General features: G+C 73.5%; 13 protein-coding genes. 6 read left to right on the forward strand and 7 right to left on the reverse strand.

The annotated features are described in order from the left end of the window. The first annotated feature begins 174 nt into the window (after positions 1-174). Positions 175-1,341 (forward strand): exonuclease SbcCD subunit D, encoded by a 1,167-nt coding sequence (locus tag KI385_RS39505; protein ID WP_238576824.1) that lies wholly within the window; start codon positions 175-177, stop codon positions 1,339-1,341. After that, positions 1,338-4,583, forward strand: coding sequence for an AAA family ATPase (locus tag KI385_RS39510; RefSeq protein WP_238576825.1), 3,246 nt, complete (start codon positions 1,338-1,340; stop codon positions 4,581-4,583). Before KI385_RS39505 ends, KI385_RS39510 begins: the two co-directional genes overlap by 4 nt. A gap of 34 nt (positions 4,584-4,617) precedes the next feature. On the opposite strand, the gene KI385_RS39515 is transcribed toward KI385_RS39510, so the two are convergent. Then, positions 4,618-5,064 carry an Lrp/AsnC family transcriptional regulator gene (locus KI385_RS39515; protein ID WP_128511120.1) on the reverse strand — a complete coding sequence of 149 codons (447 nt, stop codon included), beginning with the start codon at positions 5,062-5,064 and terminating at the stop codon, positions 4,618-4,620. A gap of 94 nt (positions 5,065-5,158) precedes the next feature. Between KI385_RS39515 and KI385_RS39520 the strand changes: the two genes are divergently transcribed. Together KI385_RS39520 and KI385_RS39525 are read left to right on the forward strand one after the other, a co-directional pair. Beyond that, entirely contained in the window at positions 5,159-5,659 is a 501-nt protein-coding gene (locus KI385_RS39520; protein ID WP_238576826.1) for a rhodanese-like domain-containing protein, read from the forward strand. Between the two features lie 91 nt (positions 5,660-5,750). Further along, positions 5,751-6,617, forward strand: coding sequence for an SDR family oxidoreductase (locus KI385_RS39525; protein WP_238576827.1), 867 nt, complete (start codon positions 5,751-5,753; stop codon positions 6,615-6,617). Here KI385_RS39525 and KI385_RS44325 read toward each other — a convergent pair. From KI385_RS44325 to KI385_RS39550, 4 genes are all read right to left on the reverse strand, one after another. After that, entirely contained in the window at positions 6,607-8,049 is a 1,443-nt protein-coding gene (locus KI385_RS44325; protein WP_342593497.1) for a GNAT family N-acetyltransferase, read from the reverse strand. The genes KI385_RS39525 and KI385_RS44325 overlap by 11 nt on opposite strands. Positions 8,050-8,127: 78 nt before the next feature. Then, positions 8,128-9,822, reverse strand: a complete 1,695-nt coding sequence (locus KI385_RS39540; protein ID WP_238576828.1) for a DUF885 domain-containing protein — start codon at positions 9,820-9,822, stop codon at positions 8,128-8,130. Between the two features lie 160 nt (positions 9,823-9,982). Next, entirely contained in the window at positions 9,983-11,380 is a 1,398-nt protein-coding gene (locus KI385_RS39545) for a GNAT family N-acetyltransferase (protein WP_238576829.1), read from the reverse strand. An 83-nt stretch (positions 11,381-11,463) separates the two neighbouring features. Next, positions 11,464-13,038 (reverse strand): alkaline phosphatase D family protein, encoded by a 1,575-nt coding sequence (locus KI385_RS39550; RefSeq protein WP_238576830.1) that lies wholly within the window; start codon positions 13,036-13,038, stop codon positions 11,464-11,466. A 305-nt stretch (positions 13,039-13,343) separates the two neighbouring features. Between KI385_RS39550 and KI385_RS39555 the strand changes: the two genes are divergently transcribed. After that, positions 13,344-13,748 carry a VOC family protein gene (locus tag KI385_RS39555; RefSeq protein WP_238576831.1) on the forward strand — a complete coding sequence of 135 codons (405 nt, stop codon included), beginning with the start codon at positions 13,344-13,346 and terminating at the stop codon, positions 13,746-13,748. A 16-nt stretch (positions 13,749-13,764) separates the two neighbouring features. Here the strand turns inward: KI385_RS39555 and pdxR are convergent, their stop codons facing one another. Continuing rightward, positions 13,765-15,252, reverse strand: a complete 1,488-nt coding sequence (pdxR, locus tag KI385_RS39560) for a MocR-like pyridoxine biosynthesis transcription factor PdxR (RefSeq protein WP_238576832.1) — start codon at positions 15,250-15,252, stop codon at positions 13,765-13,767. Positions 15,253-16,397: 1,145 nt separating this feature from the next. Here pdxR and KI385_RS39570 point away from each other — a divergent pair. Beyond that, positions 16,398-17,279 (forward strand): RNA polymerase sigma-70 factor, encoded by an 882-nt coding sequence (locus tag KI385_RS39570; RefSeq protein ID WP_238578035.1) that lies wholly within the window; start codon positions 16,398-16,400, stop codon positions 17,277-17,279. On the opposite strand, the gene KI385_RS39575 is transcribed toward KI385_RS39570, so the two are convergent. After that, positions 17,231-17,896, reverse strand: a complete 666-nt coding sequence (locus tag KI385_RS39575; RefSeq protein ID WP_238576833.1) for an aspartate/glutamate racemase family protein — start codon at positions 17,894-17,896, stop codon at positions 17,231-17,233. The genes KI385_RS39570 and KI385_RS39575 overlap by 49 nt on opposite strands. Between the last annotated feature and the right edge of the window lie 65 nt (positions 17,897-17,961).

Below are 17,961 nucleotides of genomic sequence, written 5' to 3' on the forward strand. Positions count from 1 at the left end.
GATCGCGGCCGGGATCTACGGTCACCCGGCCCCGGACGCGGGTGCGAGGATGAGGGCCGTGATGGATGGGGTGCTGACGGAAGCTAGCCTGGATGCGGTCGGCCGGTGGCCCCGTGCCGGGTTGGTGCTGACTCGTGGGCTCTGGGAGGGAAACATGCAGGTCGGAGCAGCTAGGTGAGATTTCTGCACACCTCCGACTGGCATCTGGGGCGGTCCTTCCACCGCGTGAACCTGCTCACCGCCCAGCGCGCGTTCCTCGATCACCTCGTCGAGACGGTGCGCGCGCACGAGATCGACGCGGTGCTGGTCGCGGGCGATGTCTACGACCGTGCGGTGCCGCCGCTCGCCGCCGTCGAGCTCTTCGACGACGCGCTGCACCGGCTCGCCGGTCTCGGCGTCCCGACCGTCATGATCTCCGGCAACCATGACTCCGCCCGCCGGCTGGGCGTCGGCTCCGGACTGATGGAGCGGGCCGGCATCCATCTGCGGACCGACCCGGCCGGCTGCGGCACCCCCGTCCTCCTCGCCGACGCCCACGGCCCGGTGGCGCTCTACGGCCTGCCGTATCTCGAACCGGCCATGGTGCGCGACACCCTCGGCGCACGACGGGCCGACCATGCCGAGGTACTGGGCGCGGCGATGGACCGGGTACGGGCCGATCTGGCCGGGCGGCCCGAAGGGACGCGCTCGGTGGTGCTGGCGCATGCCTTCGTCACCGGCGGCGCGGTCAGCGACAGCGAGCGCGATATCACCGTCGGCGGGGTCGCCTCCGTGCCCGCGGCCGTGTTCGACGGGGTGGATTACGTCGCCCTCGGCCATCTGCACGGCTGCCAGACCCTCACCGAGCGGGTCCGCTACTCCGGCTCGCCGCTCGCCTACTCCTTCTCGGAGGCCGAGCACCGCAAGTCGTCGTGGATCGTCGACCTCGACGCGGACGGCGCCGTGCGCGCCGAACGGGTGGACTGCCCGGTGCCACGGCCGCTGGCCCGTGTCCGGGGAACCCTGGAGGCGCTGCTGGACGACCCGGCACACGCCCGGCACGAGGATTCCTGGGTGGAAGCGACGCTCACCGACACCTCCCGCCCGCACGAGCCCATGGCCCGGCTCGCCAAGCGCTTCCCGCACATCGTCAGCCTCGTCTTCGACCCCGACGACGGGCCCACCCGCTCGCTGGCCTCGTACGCGCAGCGGCTGCGCGGACGCAGCGACCAGGAGATCGCCGAGGACTTCGTGGAACACGTACGGTCCGGCCGCGCGGCCGATGAGCACGAACGGGCCGAACTGCGCTCGGCGATCGACGAGGTACGCGTCGACGATCTGGCGGCCGAGGTGGCGCGATGAGGCTGCACCGGCTCTCCCTCACGGCCTTCGGACCGTTCGGCGGCACCCAGACCATCGACTTCGACCGGCTCTCGCGCGACGGGCTCTTCCTGCTGCACGGACCGACCGGCGCGGGCAAGACCTCGGTCCTGGACGCGGTGTGCTTCGCGCTGTACGGGTCGGTGCCCGGGGCGCGGCAGAGCGGCCAGGCGCTGCGCAGCGATCTGGCCGATCCGCTGACCCTCACCGAGGTCGTCCTCGAACTCACCGTGGGCGAACGACGGTTGGAGATCACCCGGCTCCCCGAGCAGCCGCGCCCCAAGAAGCGGGGCAGCGGTACGACCAGGGAGAAGGCACAGAGCAGGCTGCGGGAATTCGTGCCGGCGGACGCCACGGCCGCGGCAGCCGGGGCGGAGGGGCAGTGGAAGGCGCTGAGCCGCTCGCACCAGGAGATCGGTGAGGAGATCGGGCAGCTGCTCGGTATGAGCAAGGAGCAGTTCTGCCAGGTGGTGCTGTTGCCGCAGGGCGACTTCGCGCGCTTCCTGCGTGCCGACGCGGAGGCCCGCTCCCGGCTGCTCGGGCGGCTCTTCGACACCCGGCGGTTCGCCGCGCTCGAAGAGCAGCTGAACGCGCGGCGCAGGACCGCGGCGGACAAGGTCGCGGCGGGCGACGAACGGCTGCTGGCGCTGGCGCACCGGATGGCGCAGGCGGCCGGTGAGAGCGCCGATCTCGCCGATCCGTCGGTGCCGGCGCCGGACCGCACCGGACCGGCGGCGCAGGGCGCACCGGCGCGTGGACGCGGTGCCGCGGCGGCCGGCGGACGGGGCCGGGCGGCGGCTACGGCCACGACGGCTACGACAACGATGACCGCGACCGTACCGGGGCAGGCCGGGGCGGTGGAGCGCGCCGGGCGGGGTGCGGCGGCCGGACCGGCTCGTGGCGCGGCCGCCGAGCGGCCGGCCGTACCCGGCCCGGGGGAGCCGGGATTCGCCGAGGCGGTGCTGGTGCGGGCCGCCGTGGCCCGGGTGAGCGCGCGCGAGCGGCTGGAGATCGCCCAGGCGGCGGTGCACGCGGCCGAGGAGGCGGAGCGGACGGCGGTCCGGCGGCTGGACGAGGCCCGCGAGCGGGACCGGCTCCAGCAGCGGTACGCCGACGCCCGGCACCGGGCCGCCCGGCTCGATGCCCACGCCGAGGAGCGCGAGCGCACCCGCGAGCGGCTGGAGCGGGCCCGTGCGGCCGCGGATGTCGCGCCCGCGCTCGCCCTGCGCGACGCCGCCTGGCGCGAGCTGGACGCCGCCCAGCGCGCCGAGCGCGAGCGCCGAAGCCCGCTGCCGCCCGACCTCACGGACGCCGAGGGTGATCAACTCGCCGCGTTGGAACGGCAGTTGAGACAAGACCTGGGATCACTCGCGGCGGCCCGGCGGGCCGAGCGGCGGGCCGCCGACATCGCCCGGGAACGGGCCGGCCTGGACCGCGAGGCGCGCGCCGACGACCAGACGCTGCTGGACGCCGCTGAGTGGCTCGCCGAATGGGACACCGCCCGCCGCGTCCACCAGCAGCGCATCGAGACGGCCCAGGAGGCCGCGACCCGGGCCGAACAGCTCGGCGCCCGGATCGAACCGGCCGCCGAACGGCTGGAGGCGGCCCGCCTGCGCGACCGGCTCGCCGGTGAACTGCGCGCCGCGGAAGGGGAGTTGCTCGCCGCCAGGGAGCGTTCGGCACAGGCTCATGAGCACTGGCTCGACCTCAAGGACCGGCGGCTGCGCGGGATCGCCGCCGAGCTCGCGGACGGCCTGTGCGACGGTCAGGCGTGCGCGGTGTGCGGCGCGACCGAGCACCCCGACCCGGCCCGGGCCGGCGCCGGCCATGTCGACCGGGCGACCGAGGAGGCCGCGCAGGCGGGCCACCGCCGGGCCGAGGAGACCCGTCGGGAGGCGGAGGCCCACTGTCAGTCGGTCAAGGAGGCGCTGGCCGGCGCGACCGCCACGGCGGGGGACAGTGCGGCCGGCGAACTCGCCGCGCAGGTTGAGGAGTTGCGCGCGGAGTTCGCCCGCGCCCATGCGCTCGGCGCCGATCTCCATGCCGCCCGCGAGGCGCTCGGACGCGCCGAGCGCGAGTACGAACGACGCCGCGCCGAGCAGCAGCAGGCGGAGCGCCGGGCCGCCGCCCGCACCTCCCACCGCGAGGCGCTGGACCGCGAACGGGCCGCCCTGGCAGAGGAGTTGACCCAGGCGCGGGGCGACTGCGCGAGCGTGGCGGACCGGGCCGGGCGGCTGGAGCGGCAGGTCGCCCTGCTCGCCGCGGCGGCGGAGGCGTCCCGTACGGCGAACGCCTGCACCCAGCGGCTCAAGGAGGCCGACGCCGCACTCTCCGACGCTGCCTACCGCGCCGGCTTCGACACCCCGCAGGCCGCCGCCGACGCGCTGCTGCGCGACGACGCCTGGCGCGCGCTCCAGCAGCGGCTCGACGACTGGCAGGCCGAATCGGCCGCGGTGGAAGCGGAGCTGGCCGATCCCGACGCCCTCGCCGCCGCGGCGCTGCCGCCCGCGGACCCGGACGCCGCGTACGTCGCGCACCAGGCCGCGGCGGGGCGGCTGCGGACCGCCTCGGCGACCCATGCCGCGGCCACGGAGCGCTGCACCGCACTCGACCGGCTCTCCGCCCAGGCCGAGGCCGACGCCCGGGCACTGGCTCCGCTGCGCGCCGCCTCCGACCGCATCGCCCGCCTCGCCGCGCTGGCCTCCGGCACCTCCACCGAGAACGAGCGGCGGATGCGCCTGGAGTCGTATGTGCTCGCCGCCCGGCTCGAACAGGTCGCGGCCGCCGCCACCGCACGGCTGCACCGGATGTCCGCCGGCCGCTACACCCTCGTCCACTCCGACGAACGGGCCGGCGGCGCCCGGCGCTCCGGCCTCGGTCTGCATGTCATCGACGCCTGGACCGGCCACGAGCGCGACACCTCCAGCCTCTCCGGCGGCGAGACCTTCTTCGCCTCGCTCGCGCTGGCGCTCGGGCTCGCCGATGTCGTCACCGACGAGGCGGGCGGCACCCGGCTGGACACCCTCTTCATCGACGAGGGGTTCGGCAGCCTGGACGAACAGACGCTGGACGAGGTGCTGGACGTCCTGGACTCACTGCGCGAACGCGACCGCAGCGTCGGCATCGTCAGCCATGTCGCGGACCTCAAGGCGCGCATCCCCACCCAGCTGGAGGTCGTCAAGGACCGCTCCGGCTCGACCGTCCGGCACCGGGTGCCGAGCTGAGCCCGCCCTCACCCCGGCCGTGGTGGACCGCCCGTCACCGGCTGACCGGGCGGCGGGGGAGCGGCGAGGAGTAGACGACGCTGGTTGTCACCGCGCCGAGCGCGCCGATCCGGCCGGAGACCTCCTCCAGATGCTTCATCGACCGGGCGGCGACCTTGATGACGAAGCAGTCGTCGCCCGTGACGTGGTGCGCCTCCAGGATCTCCGGCGTCGTCTCCAGCAGATCGTGGAACGGCTTGTAGTTGCCGTTCGGATACCGCAGCCGTACGAAGGCCAGCACCGGCAGCCCGATCCGCTCCGGGTCGATCACCGCCGCGTAGCCCGAGATCACCCCGGCCTCCTCCAGCCGGCGGACCCGTTCGGTGACCGCGCTCGCGGACATGTTCACGGCGCGGGCCAGCTCGGCGTAGCCCGCGCGGCCGTGGTGCTGCAGGACGTCGAGGATGCGCCAGTCGGTGGCGTCGGGGGAATAACCGGTCATCTGCGCTGTCTAGCAGTGGAATCACCGGCAGATCAAGGGTTTTGCCGGTGATCATTACTTCTCGGGCCGATAGGGCGACCGTAAATTATCGACCATGATCACACAGACGCCGCAGACCGCCGCCGCAGTCCCTGCCACCAGCGCCGTCCTGGCCACCCCGCCCGCCGCGCCCGCCGACGCCGCCGCGTACTTCGCCGCCCGCCTCGCCTTCCACACCGACGTCGCCGATGTGCACACCGCGCTCACGGCCGGTGCCTCCGACTTCGTCGTCGTCGACTCCCGCAGCACCGAGGCCTGGGACCAGGGCCATGTCCCCGGCGCCGTCCATCTGCCCACCGCCCGTATCCCGTACGACGCGGGGGAGTCGCTGGACCCCGCGGTTCCGGTGGTCGTGTACTGCTGGGGGCCCGGCTGCGACGGCGCCACCCGCGCCGCCCTCGCGCTGGCCCGGCTCGGCTACCGGGTCAAGGAGATGCTCGGCGGCATCGAGTACTGGATCCGGGAGGGCTACGAGGTGCAGACCTGGCAGGGCACGGAGCGCCGCCCGGCCGACCCGCTGACGGCGCCCATCGGGGCCGAGGACTGCGGCTGCTGAGGCACCCCCGGACCCGCCCCCGTGCTGCGGGATACCGCCCCGCGGAAATCCGCATGACGGCGGAGCCGGGCGGCCGCGAGGCTGGTGTGTCATGACCTACGACAGAGATCACCCCGCCGAAAACCCCCGGCCCGCCCTGGGCGCCGACGCATGGCGCCGCGACCCGCTGCCGCTCCTCGGCCGCACCGCCCTGGTCACCGGAGCCAGCCGGCGCGCCGGCATCGGATACGCCGTCGCCCGGCGGCTGGCCGCCTACGGCGCCGGGGTCTATCTGCACCACCATGTGGCGCACGACGCCCGGCAGCCCTGGGGAGCCGACCCGGGCGGCCCGGAAGCGGTCGCCGCCGGGGTGCGCGCACTCGCCGTCCCCGGAGCGGTGGTGGCTCACGGACCGGCCGATCTGGCCCGGCCGGACACGCCCGCCCGGCTCATCGACACCGCGGCCGAGGCGCTCGGCGGCCGACTGGACATCCTCGTCGCCAATCACGCCCTCAGCGGCGCCGACGGCACCCTGGACGCCCTCGACGCGGCGATGCTCGACGCCCACTGGGCGATCGACACCCGCTCGGTGATCCTCCTCGTGCAGGCCTACGCCCGCCGGCGCGCCGAGGGGCCGGCAGGCGGCCGGATCGTGATGCTGACCTCTGGCCAGGACCTGGGCGGCGGCATGCCGGAAGAGGTCGCCTACGGTCTCGCCAAAGGGGCGCTGGCCTCGGCGACCCGTAGCCTCGCCGGCGCTCTCGCCGGCCTCGGAGTGACGGTCAACACCGTCAACCCCGGCCCGGTGGACACCGGTTACGCGGTCGGTGAGCTGCGCGAGCGGGTCGCCCGGTGCTTCCCCGGCGGGCAGTGGGGCGTGCCCGACGACCCGGCCCGGCTGATCGCCTGGCTGGCGACCGACGAGGCGGCCTGGATCACCGGTCAGGTCATCAACTCCGAGGGCGGCTTCAGACGTTGACCGCCACAGGGGGAGCGTCGGCGGCCCCTTCGACCTCGTAGGCGCGCAGGCCCTCGCGCTCTCCGACGAACCGGAAGCCGGCTCTCTCCAGGACGCGCTGCGACGGTACGTTCTCCGGCTCGGTCAGCGCGCACACCGTCCGTACCTCGGGGTGGGCGGCCGCCCAGCCGGCCAGCAGCCGGGCTGCTTCGGTGGCCCAGCCGGCGCCGCGCGCGGACGGGGAGAGGTCGTAGCCGATCTCCACGAAGCCCGTGTCGTCCGGCGGGCCGTGGAAGCCGATGCTGCCGAGCGCCGTGCCGGCCGCCGCGTCGGTGAGGACGAAGACGCCCCAGCCGGGACGGTAGCTGCCGGCCACGGCGGCCCGTACGGCGATGCTCGCGCCGCCCTGCGTCGTCTCGGGAGGCGCGCCGTCGATCCAGTCGAAACCGGCGGGCTCGCCGTCCGCGACCCGGGCCGCCGCGGTCGGCAGCAGGGCGCGCAGCGACACCCGGCCGGCCGTGAGCGTCAGCGGGTACCCGGCGCCCGCGGTCACCAGCGCCTCGAACAGCGGCCGGTGGTCCGCCCCCACGGGCAGACCGCTGACCTGCCCGTCGCCGACCTCCACCACCCGCCAGACGCCGTCCTCGCGCAGCGCCAGATCCGTGGTGACGAAGCGCAGGCCCAACTCCCTTACGGCCGACGCCACATGCGTGAGATCGGGGGAGGGGCGCAGCCCCGGCGTGTCGGGATGCGGGCCGATCAGCGCCGGCTCGCCGTCCACCCACCACACCCGCGCCTCACCCACCGCGGTGAAGCGCTCGAAGGCGCGCAGCACCACGCCCCCCGTCAAGAACTCCTCCTGGAGGGCGAGAAAGCGGCCGACGACCGAGGCCAGCCGCGCGGTGTCGGCCGCGTCCGGGACGTAGGCCGCCTCTTCCCATTCGTGTTTACGGGACTTGACCCAGTCTTTGACGACGAGCGGGCGGTCGCCGAACGGAGCGGCGAGCCGGGCCAGCGCGGCCGGCTCCGGAGGCCGGCCGGGCGCACACGGGAGCCAGCCGCTCTGCGGGGTGAGCGCCCGGAACGTCTCGTACCAGCCGGGGAGTTCATGCGCGGTGCGGTACGCGGCGGGGGAGGTCAGCAGCCGGCAGCCGCGCGCCGCGAGCGCCGCGGCCAGCTCGGCATAGCGGCCGGCGGGCAGCATCCAGCCGCGGTACCAGACCGGTCCGGCCTCCCGCGGCACCCGGGACACCGCCCGTTCGGCGTCCCCGGCCAGCAGCGCCTCGTGGTCGAGCACCGCGGTCGCCGCGCCGGCCGCACGGGCGGCGGCGGCCTCGGCCGCGAAGTGCGGATCCTCCCCCAGCTGACGCCGGGAGGTGCCCCCACGCCGGGGCCGCAGCGGGTCGCCGGAGAACAGGAAGAGCGGCCGGTTCGCCGCGAGATCCACTGTCATGTCAACGGACCCTACGGACGGCGGCGGCCGGCCACAACACCGTATGCAGTGGCCGGCCGCCGCACCCAGGAGCCGTGGTCAGAGCGCCGACAGCTCGCCCAGCAGATCGTCCAGGCCCAGCGAGCCCTGCGACAGCGCCGCCATGTGCCAGGCCTTGAGGTCGAAGTCCGCGCCGTGCCGGGCGCGGGCCGCTTCCCGTCCCTGGAGCCAGACCCGCTCACCGAGCTTGTAGCCGATCGCCTGGCCCGCCATGCCCTGATAGCGGATGATCTCGCTCTCGACGAAGTCGGCCGGGCGGCTGCAATGGCTCGCGAGGAATGCGTGCGCCAGCTGCGGCGTCCAGCGCTCGCCCGGGTGGAACGGGGAGTCCGCCGGGATCTCCAGCTCCAGGTGCATCCCGATGTCGATGATGACCCGGATCGCCCGCATCATCTGCGCGTCCAGATAGCCCAGCCGCCGTTCGGCGTTGGTCAGGAAGCCCAGCTCGTCCATGAGGCGCTCGGCGTACAGCGCCCAGCCCTCGGCGTTGGCGGAGACGATGCCCACCGTCGTCTGGTACCGCGAGAGCCGGTCCGCGACATGGACCCACTGCGCCAGCTGGAGGTGATGGCCGGGCACCCCCTCGTGGTACCAGGTGGAGACCAGGTCGTACGCCGGGAAGCGGGTCTCGCCCATCGTCGGCAGCCACGTACGCCCGGGACGGGAGAAGTCCAGCGACGGCTGGGTGTAGTACGGGGCCGCGGCGCTGCCGGGCGGGGCGATCCGCGACTCCACCCGCCGCACCCGCTCGGCCAGTTCGAAGTGTGTGCCGTCCAGCGAGTCCATGGCCTCGTCCATGAGCGACTGGAGCCACTGGCGGGTCTCCTCGACGCCCTCGACCGCCTCGCCGTGCTCGTCGCACCAGGCCAGCGCCTCCCACGGCGTCTTCGCACCGGGCAGGACCTTCTCGGCCTCGGTCTCCATCTCGGCCAGCAGCCGGTGGAACTCGGACCAGCCGTACGCATACGCCTCGTCCGCGTCGAGGTCGGCGCCGTTGTAGTAGCGGGCGAGCCGGGTGTAGCGCTCCCGGCCCACCACGTCCGGTGCGCCCGCGATGGACGGGGCGTAGCTGTCCCGGAACCAGTCGCGCAGCTCCACCAGGGCGCCGGTCGCCACCTCGGCGGCCTCGGTCAGCTCGGCGCGCAGCGCGTCCGGACCCGGGTCGGTGAACTCGGCGAACCAGCTGCGGTCCGTACCGATCCACTCGCCCAACTGGCCGATGACGGTGGTGACTTGGAGCGGGCCGGCGGGCAGGTCCCGCTTGCGGCCGGCGTCGAGCGCGGCGCGGTAGCCCTCCAGCGCGGCGGGCACGGCCCGCAGCCGCTGGGCGAGGGCCGCCCAGTCCTCGTCGGTCTCGGCGGGGGTCAGCGTGAAGACCTCACGGACGTGGTGCAGCGGCGAGCTGAGGTTGCTGACCGTGCGCAGGCCCTCGCCCGCCTCGTGCACCGCCAGCTGGGCGGTCAGGCGCTCGCGCAGCAGCCGCGCGCAGATCTGCTCGGCGGGGCTGTCCGCGCCCGGCCGGGCCTCGGCCTCGGTGAGCTTCTCCAGCGTCGTACGGGCGAGCTGGGCCACCGCTTCCTGGCCCGTCGGTGAGAAGTCGGGGAGCTTGCCGGAGCTCTCGGGGATACCGAGGTAGGTGCCGGTGATCGGGTCCAGGTCGACGAGGGCGTCGACATAGGCGTCGGCGACCTGGCGGGGCAGCGGATCGCCCGCGGGAGTAGTGGTGTTGGACATGCGGGCCATCCTTGTACGGATCGCCCCGCCACGTCACCATCAATAGGCCGGACGTTCCTGTCGCTTTACGGCGGCATTGCCTTACGGCGCGGCCGGCCGGGCGTCGATACGCCCGGCCGGCCGTCGGCTGTCGTGTGCGGTTCCGTCCGCGGAGCTGTGGTCAGCGGCGGCCGGTGGCGTCCTGGATCCGTACGCTCTCCCGCAGCCCCCGCTGGGCGGGGACGCCGGTCGGGCGCGCGGTGATCACCAGCGTGCCCTCCTCTATCTGGTAGTCGAGCGGCAGCCCGAGGCCGCGCATCGCCGCCACCATGCCGGTGTTGGAGGCCTGGGTGATCGCGTACACGCTCTCGCAGCCGGTCTCGGCGGCCATCGCCACCAGTCGGCGCAGCAGCTCCGCGCCGATTCCACGCTGCTGCCAGGAGTCCTCGACCAGCAGCGCGACCTCGGTCTCGTCGCCGTCCCACAGCAGATGGCCGAGCGCCACCAGCCGGCCGGACGCGGTCTCCACCGCCAGGGTGCGGCCGAACCGCGGGCTGAGCAGATGCCCCAGATAGCGGTCCGCGTCGCCGACCGGGCCGTGGTAGCGCAGCGCGAGGGTCTGCGAGGAGCAGCGGTCGTGCATCTCGCGGGCCGCGACCAGGTCGGAGGTGTCGGCACGGCGGACGGTGATCTCGTTGCCCTCGGGCAGCGTCAGTACATCACGCCGCGGCGGCACCCGCTGACCGAGCCTGGCGTCCAGGTCGACCAGCGCCCGCACCCGGGCGAACTCGGTGGGGGTGAACGGCAACTGCGGCCTTTCGATGGTGAGAGAGCCCCCGGAGGGGTCGCGGAACTTCATGACGTGCTCCTCCAGCACACCCTCGGCCGGCACCTGCTCGGCGAGCGGCTGTCCGCTCAGCGAGCGCGCCGGCACCGAGTGGATGGTGCAGCGCCCCAGCAACTTCCGCAGCGCCAGCGGGAGTTCGGCGGAATCCAGCGCCGTACGGGTCGCCAGGCCCAGCATCCGGGTCGGTGCGTCGACGAGATCGTGGGCATCGGCCCGCTCCAGCCAGCTCTGCGAGCCGCCCGCGCCGGCCACCGTGCGGGTCAGCTCCGCGGGCGTCAGCGCACCGGGGGCGCGCAGCAGGAACTCGTCGACCGTGCCGTCGGACAGCGGGTGGGTCTGCAGGCTGAGTATGTCCACCCGCCGCGCCGCCAGCGCCGTGCACAGGGCGGCCAGGCTGCCCGGCTCGTCCCGGACCGTGGTCCGCATCCGCCACAGCGCCGTCTCCTGACCGCCGGCCCGAGGGGCCTGGCCGGCAGCGGACGGTGCCGTGGCGCCGGTATCGGTCGGCGGAGGGGCGTTTTCGTGGCGTCGAGACCACCAGACGTGGAAGACGGCCGTGGCGATCAGGGCGACCGCGGCGGTGCACAGCAGCACCGGGCCCGACGGGCCGTGCGCGATCGTATTGGCGACGACATCGGCCACCGCCACGGCCGTGAACAGGGCGGCCAGCTCGACGATGTCCCGGCGCCAGTGATGGCGGCGGGAGGAATTGGCAGAGGATGCTTCAGTCATGCATACAGCCTCGCCGACAGGTGTTGCCTGATCGCCAACACATTGTGTCCGACGGGTAAAAGACGCAATCGACACATTGGCCTCTACTGTCCTACCCGTCCCGGTTGGAGCACCTTGCTGAACAACACCTCTCCGCCCTCCTGACGCAGCCGCACCGTCAGCTCCCCGCTCCCTCCGTCGATATCGATCTCGCCGAAGTACTGCGGACTCTCCGCAGGGGAGACATTGGCACGGTCCGGCGCCTTGATGAACGGCTGCTCCGGCCCGAACGTTCCATCCAGCTTCAGCGCCGGGAAACCACCCGCGTGCAGCGGCCCCGACACGAACTCCCAGAACGGCTCGAAGTCCTTGAACGCGGCCCGCTCCGGTGCGTAGTGCTGCGCCGCCGTGTAGTGGACATCCGTGGTCAGCCATACGGTGCCGGTCACCCGGTCGTGCTTGATGTGCCGCAGCAGCTCGGCCAGCTGCAGCTCGCGCCCCAGAGGAGCGCCCGGATCGCCCTGTGCCACCGCCTCGAAGTTGGTCTTGCCGTCCGGGACGACCAGCCCCAGCGGCATATCGGAGGCGATCACCTTCCACACCGCATGCGAGCGGGACAGCTCTCGCTTGAGCCAGCGCAGCTGCTCGGCGCCGAGAATGCCCTGTGGGTCGTCGGTCTGCCGGCCCGGCGAATTGGCATCGCGGTAGCGGCGCATGTCCAGCACGAACACATCGAGCAGCGGGCCGTGATGGACCACGCGATAGACCCGGCCGCCTCCGTCGGGCCGCAGCGTACGGATGGGGAAGTACTCGCCGAAGGCACGCAGCGACCGTGCCGACAGCACATCCGCGTCCTTCTCCGTGTACCGGTCGTCATCGAGCAGTTGCCCCGGGTACCAGTTGTTGTGCACCTCGTGGTCGTCCCACTGGGTGATCGTCGGCACCTGGGAGTTGAACCGGCGCAGATTGTCGTCCAGCAGGTTGTAGCGGAACGCGCCACGGAACTCCGCGAGCGTCTCGGCGACCTTCGCCTTCTCCTCGGTCGTCACATTCCGCCAGATCCGGCCGTCCGGCAGCGTCACCCGCTCGGGGATCGGGTTGTCGGCGTAGATGTTGTCGCCGCTGCACAGGAAGAAATCCGGGTTCCGGCGCCGCATGTCCTCGTAGATCCGGTAGCCACCGAGGTCCGGATTGATGCCCCAGCCCTGCCCGGCCAGATCGCCCGACCAGTGGAAGCGGATGTCCGCGCGACGATCGGCGGGCGCCGTGCGGAAGGTCCCGGAGACCGGCTCGCCGGTGCGCCGGGGGTCGTCCGGGTCGGCGAGCAGCACCCGGTAGTGGATCTGCTCACCGGACGGCAGCCCGTGCAGCGAGGTGACACCGGTGAAGTCCGTCCCCGCACCGACCACCGGCCCGCGCCAGGTCCTGGCGTTACGGAACGACTCGGTCGCCGCGGTCTGCACCACCATCCGGGCCGGCCGGTCGGACCGCACCCACACCAGGCCCGAGGACGTCGTGACATCCCCGACCTGTACTCCCCAGTCGGCGCTCGGCCGTCCGCCGCGGGTCTGCGCCGGCGCGGCACAGGCGAGCGTGGGCAGCGCGAGTGCCGCGGAGCCCGCCGCCGCGCCCTGCAGCAACGACCGCCGTCCGAAGCCGCCACCGGATCCCTGCACCATCTGAAACCTCCATGCCTCGACCGACCTCGCTGACGACCCGTTCGTATCGCTGTCCGGTGCCCCGCAGCCGAACGGACGGTGAACACCGGGCTGTTCGACCCGGCCTCGGTCCGTGTGTTCGCCTTCGCTCTGCCGAACGCTGTCGCTGTTCGCCTTCGCCGTTCACCGTCACGGGTCCTGGACCTGCGGACCACCGGACCCGGGCCATGGTCGCAAGACCATCGGCCGATCGCCAGGACGTGGCCGGGACGTTTACGGTCCTGGTACGCGCCGCCGGACGGTGGCCTCAGGAAAGGTGACACCGCATGCCGGCCAATGGCTTTGCCCATATCCGTATCGCCCGCCCGTCCCGCGATCTGGCCGCGGCCGAACGCTTCTGGAAGCAGGGCCTGGGCCTCTCGGAGCTGTACCGGCACAGCTCCGAGGCCGGTGAGCACGCCCTGCTGATGCTCGGCTGGCCGGACGCCCACTGGCATCTGGAGCTGACCCTCGACCCGTCCGGGACCCTCGGGCCGTCCCCCACACCGGACGATCTGCTCGTCGTCTACCTCGGCGAAGCGGTGCCGGCCGAGCTGGTCGCCCGGCTGGAGCGCTGCGGGGGCAAGCGCGTCGCGGCCTACAACCCGTACTGGGACGAGTGGGGCGTCACCATCGAGGATCCGGACGGCTACCGGCTGGTGCTCTCGCAGCGGGAGTGGTCCAACTCGTGAGCCGGTGGTAGCCGGTTCACACCTGACCGAGCAGGCGTATGCCGTGGGTGATGTCCGACGGTGAGAGATGCGCGTAGCCCAGGACCAGGCGTATGCGGTCGGGGCGTACGTGTGCCTCTACGGGTGGGTGGTCCGGGCGTGCATGGCCGGGGCGTACGGGGCTGTCGCCCGCGGGGCGGGGGCTCTTGTAGGCGGACAGTGGTCGCAGCGCCAGTCCCGCGCGGCGGGCCCGCGTCAGAAACGCCTCCTCCGGGCCGTGGCGCGCGGGCAGGGTGACGATGACATGCAGCCCCGCGGCGATGCCGGTCACCTCCGCGCCGGGGCAGTGCGCGGCCAGCGCCGCGGTCAGCGCGTCCCGCCGCTCCCGGTAGGCGCGCTGACAGCGGCGCAGCTGGCGGTCGTAGTCACCGCGGGCGATGAAATCGGCGAGCAGCGCCTGGTCCAGCACCGGATTGCCCAGATCCATCGTGCGCTTACGGGCCACGACCTCGGCGGCGAGCCGCTCGGGCACCACCAGCCACCCCAGCCGCAGCCCAGGGGCCAGGGACTTGCTCACCGAGCCCGTGTACGCCACCCGGTCCGGGTCCAGGCCCTGCAACGCGCCGACCGGCGCCCGGTCGTAGCGGAAATCGCCGTCGTAGTCGTCCTCGATCAGCAGCCCGTCGGCCGCCCGCGCCCACCGCAGCAGCTGGGCCCTGCGGGGCGCCGATACCGAGATTCCGGACGGGAACTGATGGGACGGGGTCAGCACGGCGGCCCGGGCCCCGGAGTCCGCGAGGGCGGTCGGGTCGGGCCCCTCGTCGTCCAACGCCACAGGTACGGACGCCAGCCCCGCGGCGGCGAACAGCTGCGCATGCTCAGGGCTCCCCGGGTCTTCCACGGCCACGGCCCGGTGCCCGGCCGCGCGCAGCGTGAACCCCAGCAGCGTCATCGCCTGCGCCACCCCTGAACACACCACCACTCGCTGCGGATCGGCCACCACACCGCGCCTTCTGGTGAGCAACTGGGCGAGTTCCGCGCGGAGTTCGGGCAGCCCCCGCGGGTCGGGATAGCCCAGCGTGCGATGCGGCAGCCGGCCGAGGGCCCTGCGGTGCGCGGCCGACCAGGCCGCCCGCGGGAAGAGCGAGAGATCGGGGGTGCCGGGCGTGAAGTCGACGAGCGGGACACCGGCCGGTGGGGTGTCGGTGGGCCGCGGTGGCACGGTCGCGCGTACGGCCCCGCCCACCCAGGTGCCCGCACCGTGTCGGCTGTGCAGATAGCCCTCGGCCGTCAACTGCTCGTACGCCTCGGTCACCAGGCCCCGCGACACCCCGAGATCGGCGGCCAGCGCCCGGCCCGACGGCAGCCTTGTGCCGGGTGCGAGGCGGCCCGAGCGGACCGCATCGCGCAGGGCCTCCTGGAGGACGCGGCCGCGTCGGCGGGGTGGTGCCGAGGCCGTCGGGAGGAGCAGTTCCCAGGCGGTGGTCCAGAGCGCGGTGCCGGGTCCCTCGTCGTCGTGCGGCATGTGCCGGTGTTCCCCCTGTTGGTTCGGCCCGCCGCCGCTGGAAGTGGTCCTCCAAGGCGCCATGAAAGTGGACCTTAAGACGGGCCGCCCGCATCCCTAGCGTCCGTCTCATGAACCGGACTCCTCTGCACGGCGCGCTGTTGGCCGCCTTCGCCTGCTTCCTCGTCGGTGGCTCGTTCACCGCCAACAGCCTGCTCGGCGGCTATCCGTACGCGGGTGGCCAGGCCCTGCGCTACGGCCTCGCCGCCCTGATCCTGCTGTCCCTCGTCGGACGGCGCGCCGGCGCACCGCTGCGCGCGCTGACCGGCCGGCAATGGGCGCGCCTCGCCCTGCTCGCCGGTGTCGGCATGCTCGGCTTCAACCTGGCGATCCTGGCGGCGGAACGCACCGCGGAACCGGCCGTGCCGGGGGTGTTCGTCGGCTGCGCGCCGGTCGTCGTCGCGGTGATCGTGCCCGCGTTCGCGGGACGCCGCCCGCGCCCGGCCGTGGTCCAGGGCGCGCTGCTGGTGGCGGCGGGCGCCTTTGTCGTACAGGGCTGGGGGCGCACCGATGGCATGGGCATCGTCTGGTCCGTGGCGGCGCTCTGCGGCGAGGTCGGCTTCGCGGTCCTGGCCGTACCCGTTCTGGCGCCGCTGGGGCCCAAGCTCCTGTCGGCGGTGGTCAGCGGGGTCGCCGCGGTCGAAGCGGGTGTGCTGGGAGTGGTGACCGAAGGGGGTGGCTGGCTGCGGATGCCGGATGCGGTGGAGGCGGTGGCGTTGGGCTGGCAGGCCGTCGTCGTCACCGTCGTGGGGTTCGTCTGCTGGTACGCGGGCATCCAGCGGATCGGCCCGGAGCGCGCCACCCTGTTTTCCGGGCTGATCCCCGTCTTCGCCGCGCTCACAGCGCCGTTGGCCGGGGCGGGCGGGTACGGGATGGCGCAGGTGGGGGGCAGTTTGATGGTGGGGGTGGGGGTGGCAGTGGGGTCAGGGGTGGTGCGGTGCCCACCGTGGGTGGGGGGCCGGAGGGGACACCCGGCAACCCTCCGGCCTCCGCGCGTCGGCGACCTTCCGGCCGTACCGAACACCATTGAGCTCCGCCGCACGGTGCGGCTGACGTCACGGCCGTTTCCGCTGGACAACGCGGGGACGGACCGGTGGGATGGACGGGTGCTGAGGGATTCTGCGACCGATGTTTTCGAGGAGCACCGGCCCGTGCTGTTCGGGGTGGCCTACCGGATGCTCGGGCGGGTGGCCGACGCCGAGGACGTGGTGCAGGACGCGTGGCTGCGGTGGTCGGGTGCGGATCGGGCGGACGTGCGGGAGCCGCGGGCCTTTCTGGTACGCGTCACCACGCGGCTGGCCATCGACCGGCTGCGGCAGGTTCAGTCGCGGCGCGAGTCGTACGTGGGGCCCTGGCTGCCGGAGCCGCTGGCGACCGACTTCGGTAGCGCCCCCGATACCGCGGAGCGGGCGGTGTTCACCGAGTCCGTCACGCTGGCCGTGCTCGTCGTCATGGAGTCGCTCTCTCCGCTGGAGCGCGCGGTGTTCGTGCTGCGTGAGGCGTTCGGCTATCCGTACGCGGAGATCGCAGCCGTGCTCGATCGCAGCGAGGCCGCGGTGCGCCAACTGGCGGGGCGGGCGCGGCGGCACGTGGAGGAGGGCAGACCGCGCTTCGAGGTCGATCCGGGCCGGCAGCGTGATCTGACCGAGCGGTTCATGGCCGCGGCGGCCGGCGACGATCTGGAGGGGCTGCTGAGTCTGCTGGCGGCGGATGCGCGGCTGGTCGGGGACAGTGGCGGGAAGGCCAAGGCGCCGCTGCGGGTCATCGAGTCCGCGGACAAGGTCGCCCGCTTCCTGTTCGGCGTCGCGAAGTCCGCGCCGGCCGGTCTGGAGTTCAGCCTGGTGGAACTCAACGGCGGTATTGCGCTGTTGGCGCATGACGGCGGTGTGCCGGACTCCGTGATCCAGCTCGGTGTGGCGGACGGGAAGATCCAGACGGTCTACATCGTGCGCAATCCGGAGAAGTTGGGGTCGCTGGCGGTGAGTTGAGCGGCGGCCCGCAGACCCGGGCGGGGGCTGGAGAGCACCGGTACGCCGAGAGTGAGGCCGTTGGCCGCGGGTGCCATGGATGCCTGCGCGAGGACGATGACATCGGTGTCCGGTACGGCGCGTGCCGCGGTGGCGACCGTTGCCAGATAGGCGTCGGTGTCGCCGGTCTCGAATTTCTCCCAGGCGCCCTGCACCAGCACCCTCCGCACGCTGATCTCGCGGCCGGCTCGGTCGGCTTCCTCGGCGAGCAGGGCCACGGTGGGTGCGAACGTGCTCTCCACGGTGGCGAGAACGGCGATGCGTGGACCGGCGGCGACGGCGGCCGCGGCCATCGGGCGGTCCACCCGGAGGACGGGGAAGCCGAGTGCGGCGCCGGCCGCCTCGGCGACCGAGCCGATCGTGGAGCAGGTACAGAGTACGACCCGTGCCCCGTCGCGGGCCGCTGCCGCGAGCTCGTCGGAGACATCCTCGGCCACGGCGTCGGGGCCCTGCGTCCTTGCGCGGCTGAGGAGTTCGGGGCGTACGAGGTGATGCAGCGCCAGGCCGGGGGCGTCCTCGTCGCGCAGGGCGTCGAAGACCGGGACATGGGCGGGCGAGGTGTGCAGCAGGGCGAGCATGGCGGTCAGGGTAGCGAGCGGCAGGGCGGGTGCCGTGGGAGGGGCGGCCGGTGCGAAACCGATGG

Origin of the sequence: Streptomyces inhibens, assembly GCF_022221585.1 — a bacterium.
Taxonomy (GTDB): Bacteria; Actinomycetota; Actinomycetes; order Streptomycetales; family Streptomycetaceae; genus Streptomyces; species Streptomyces inhibens.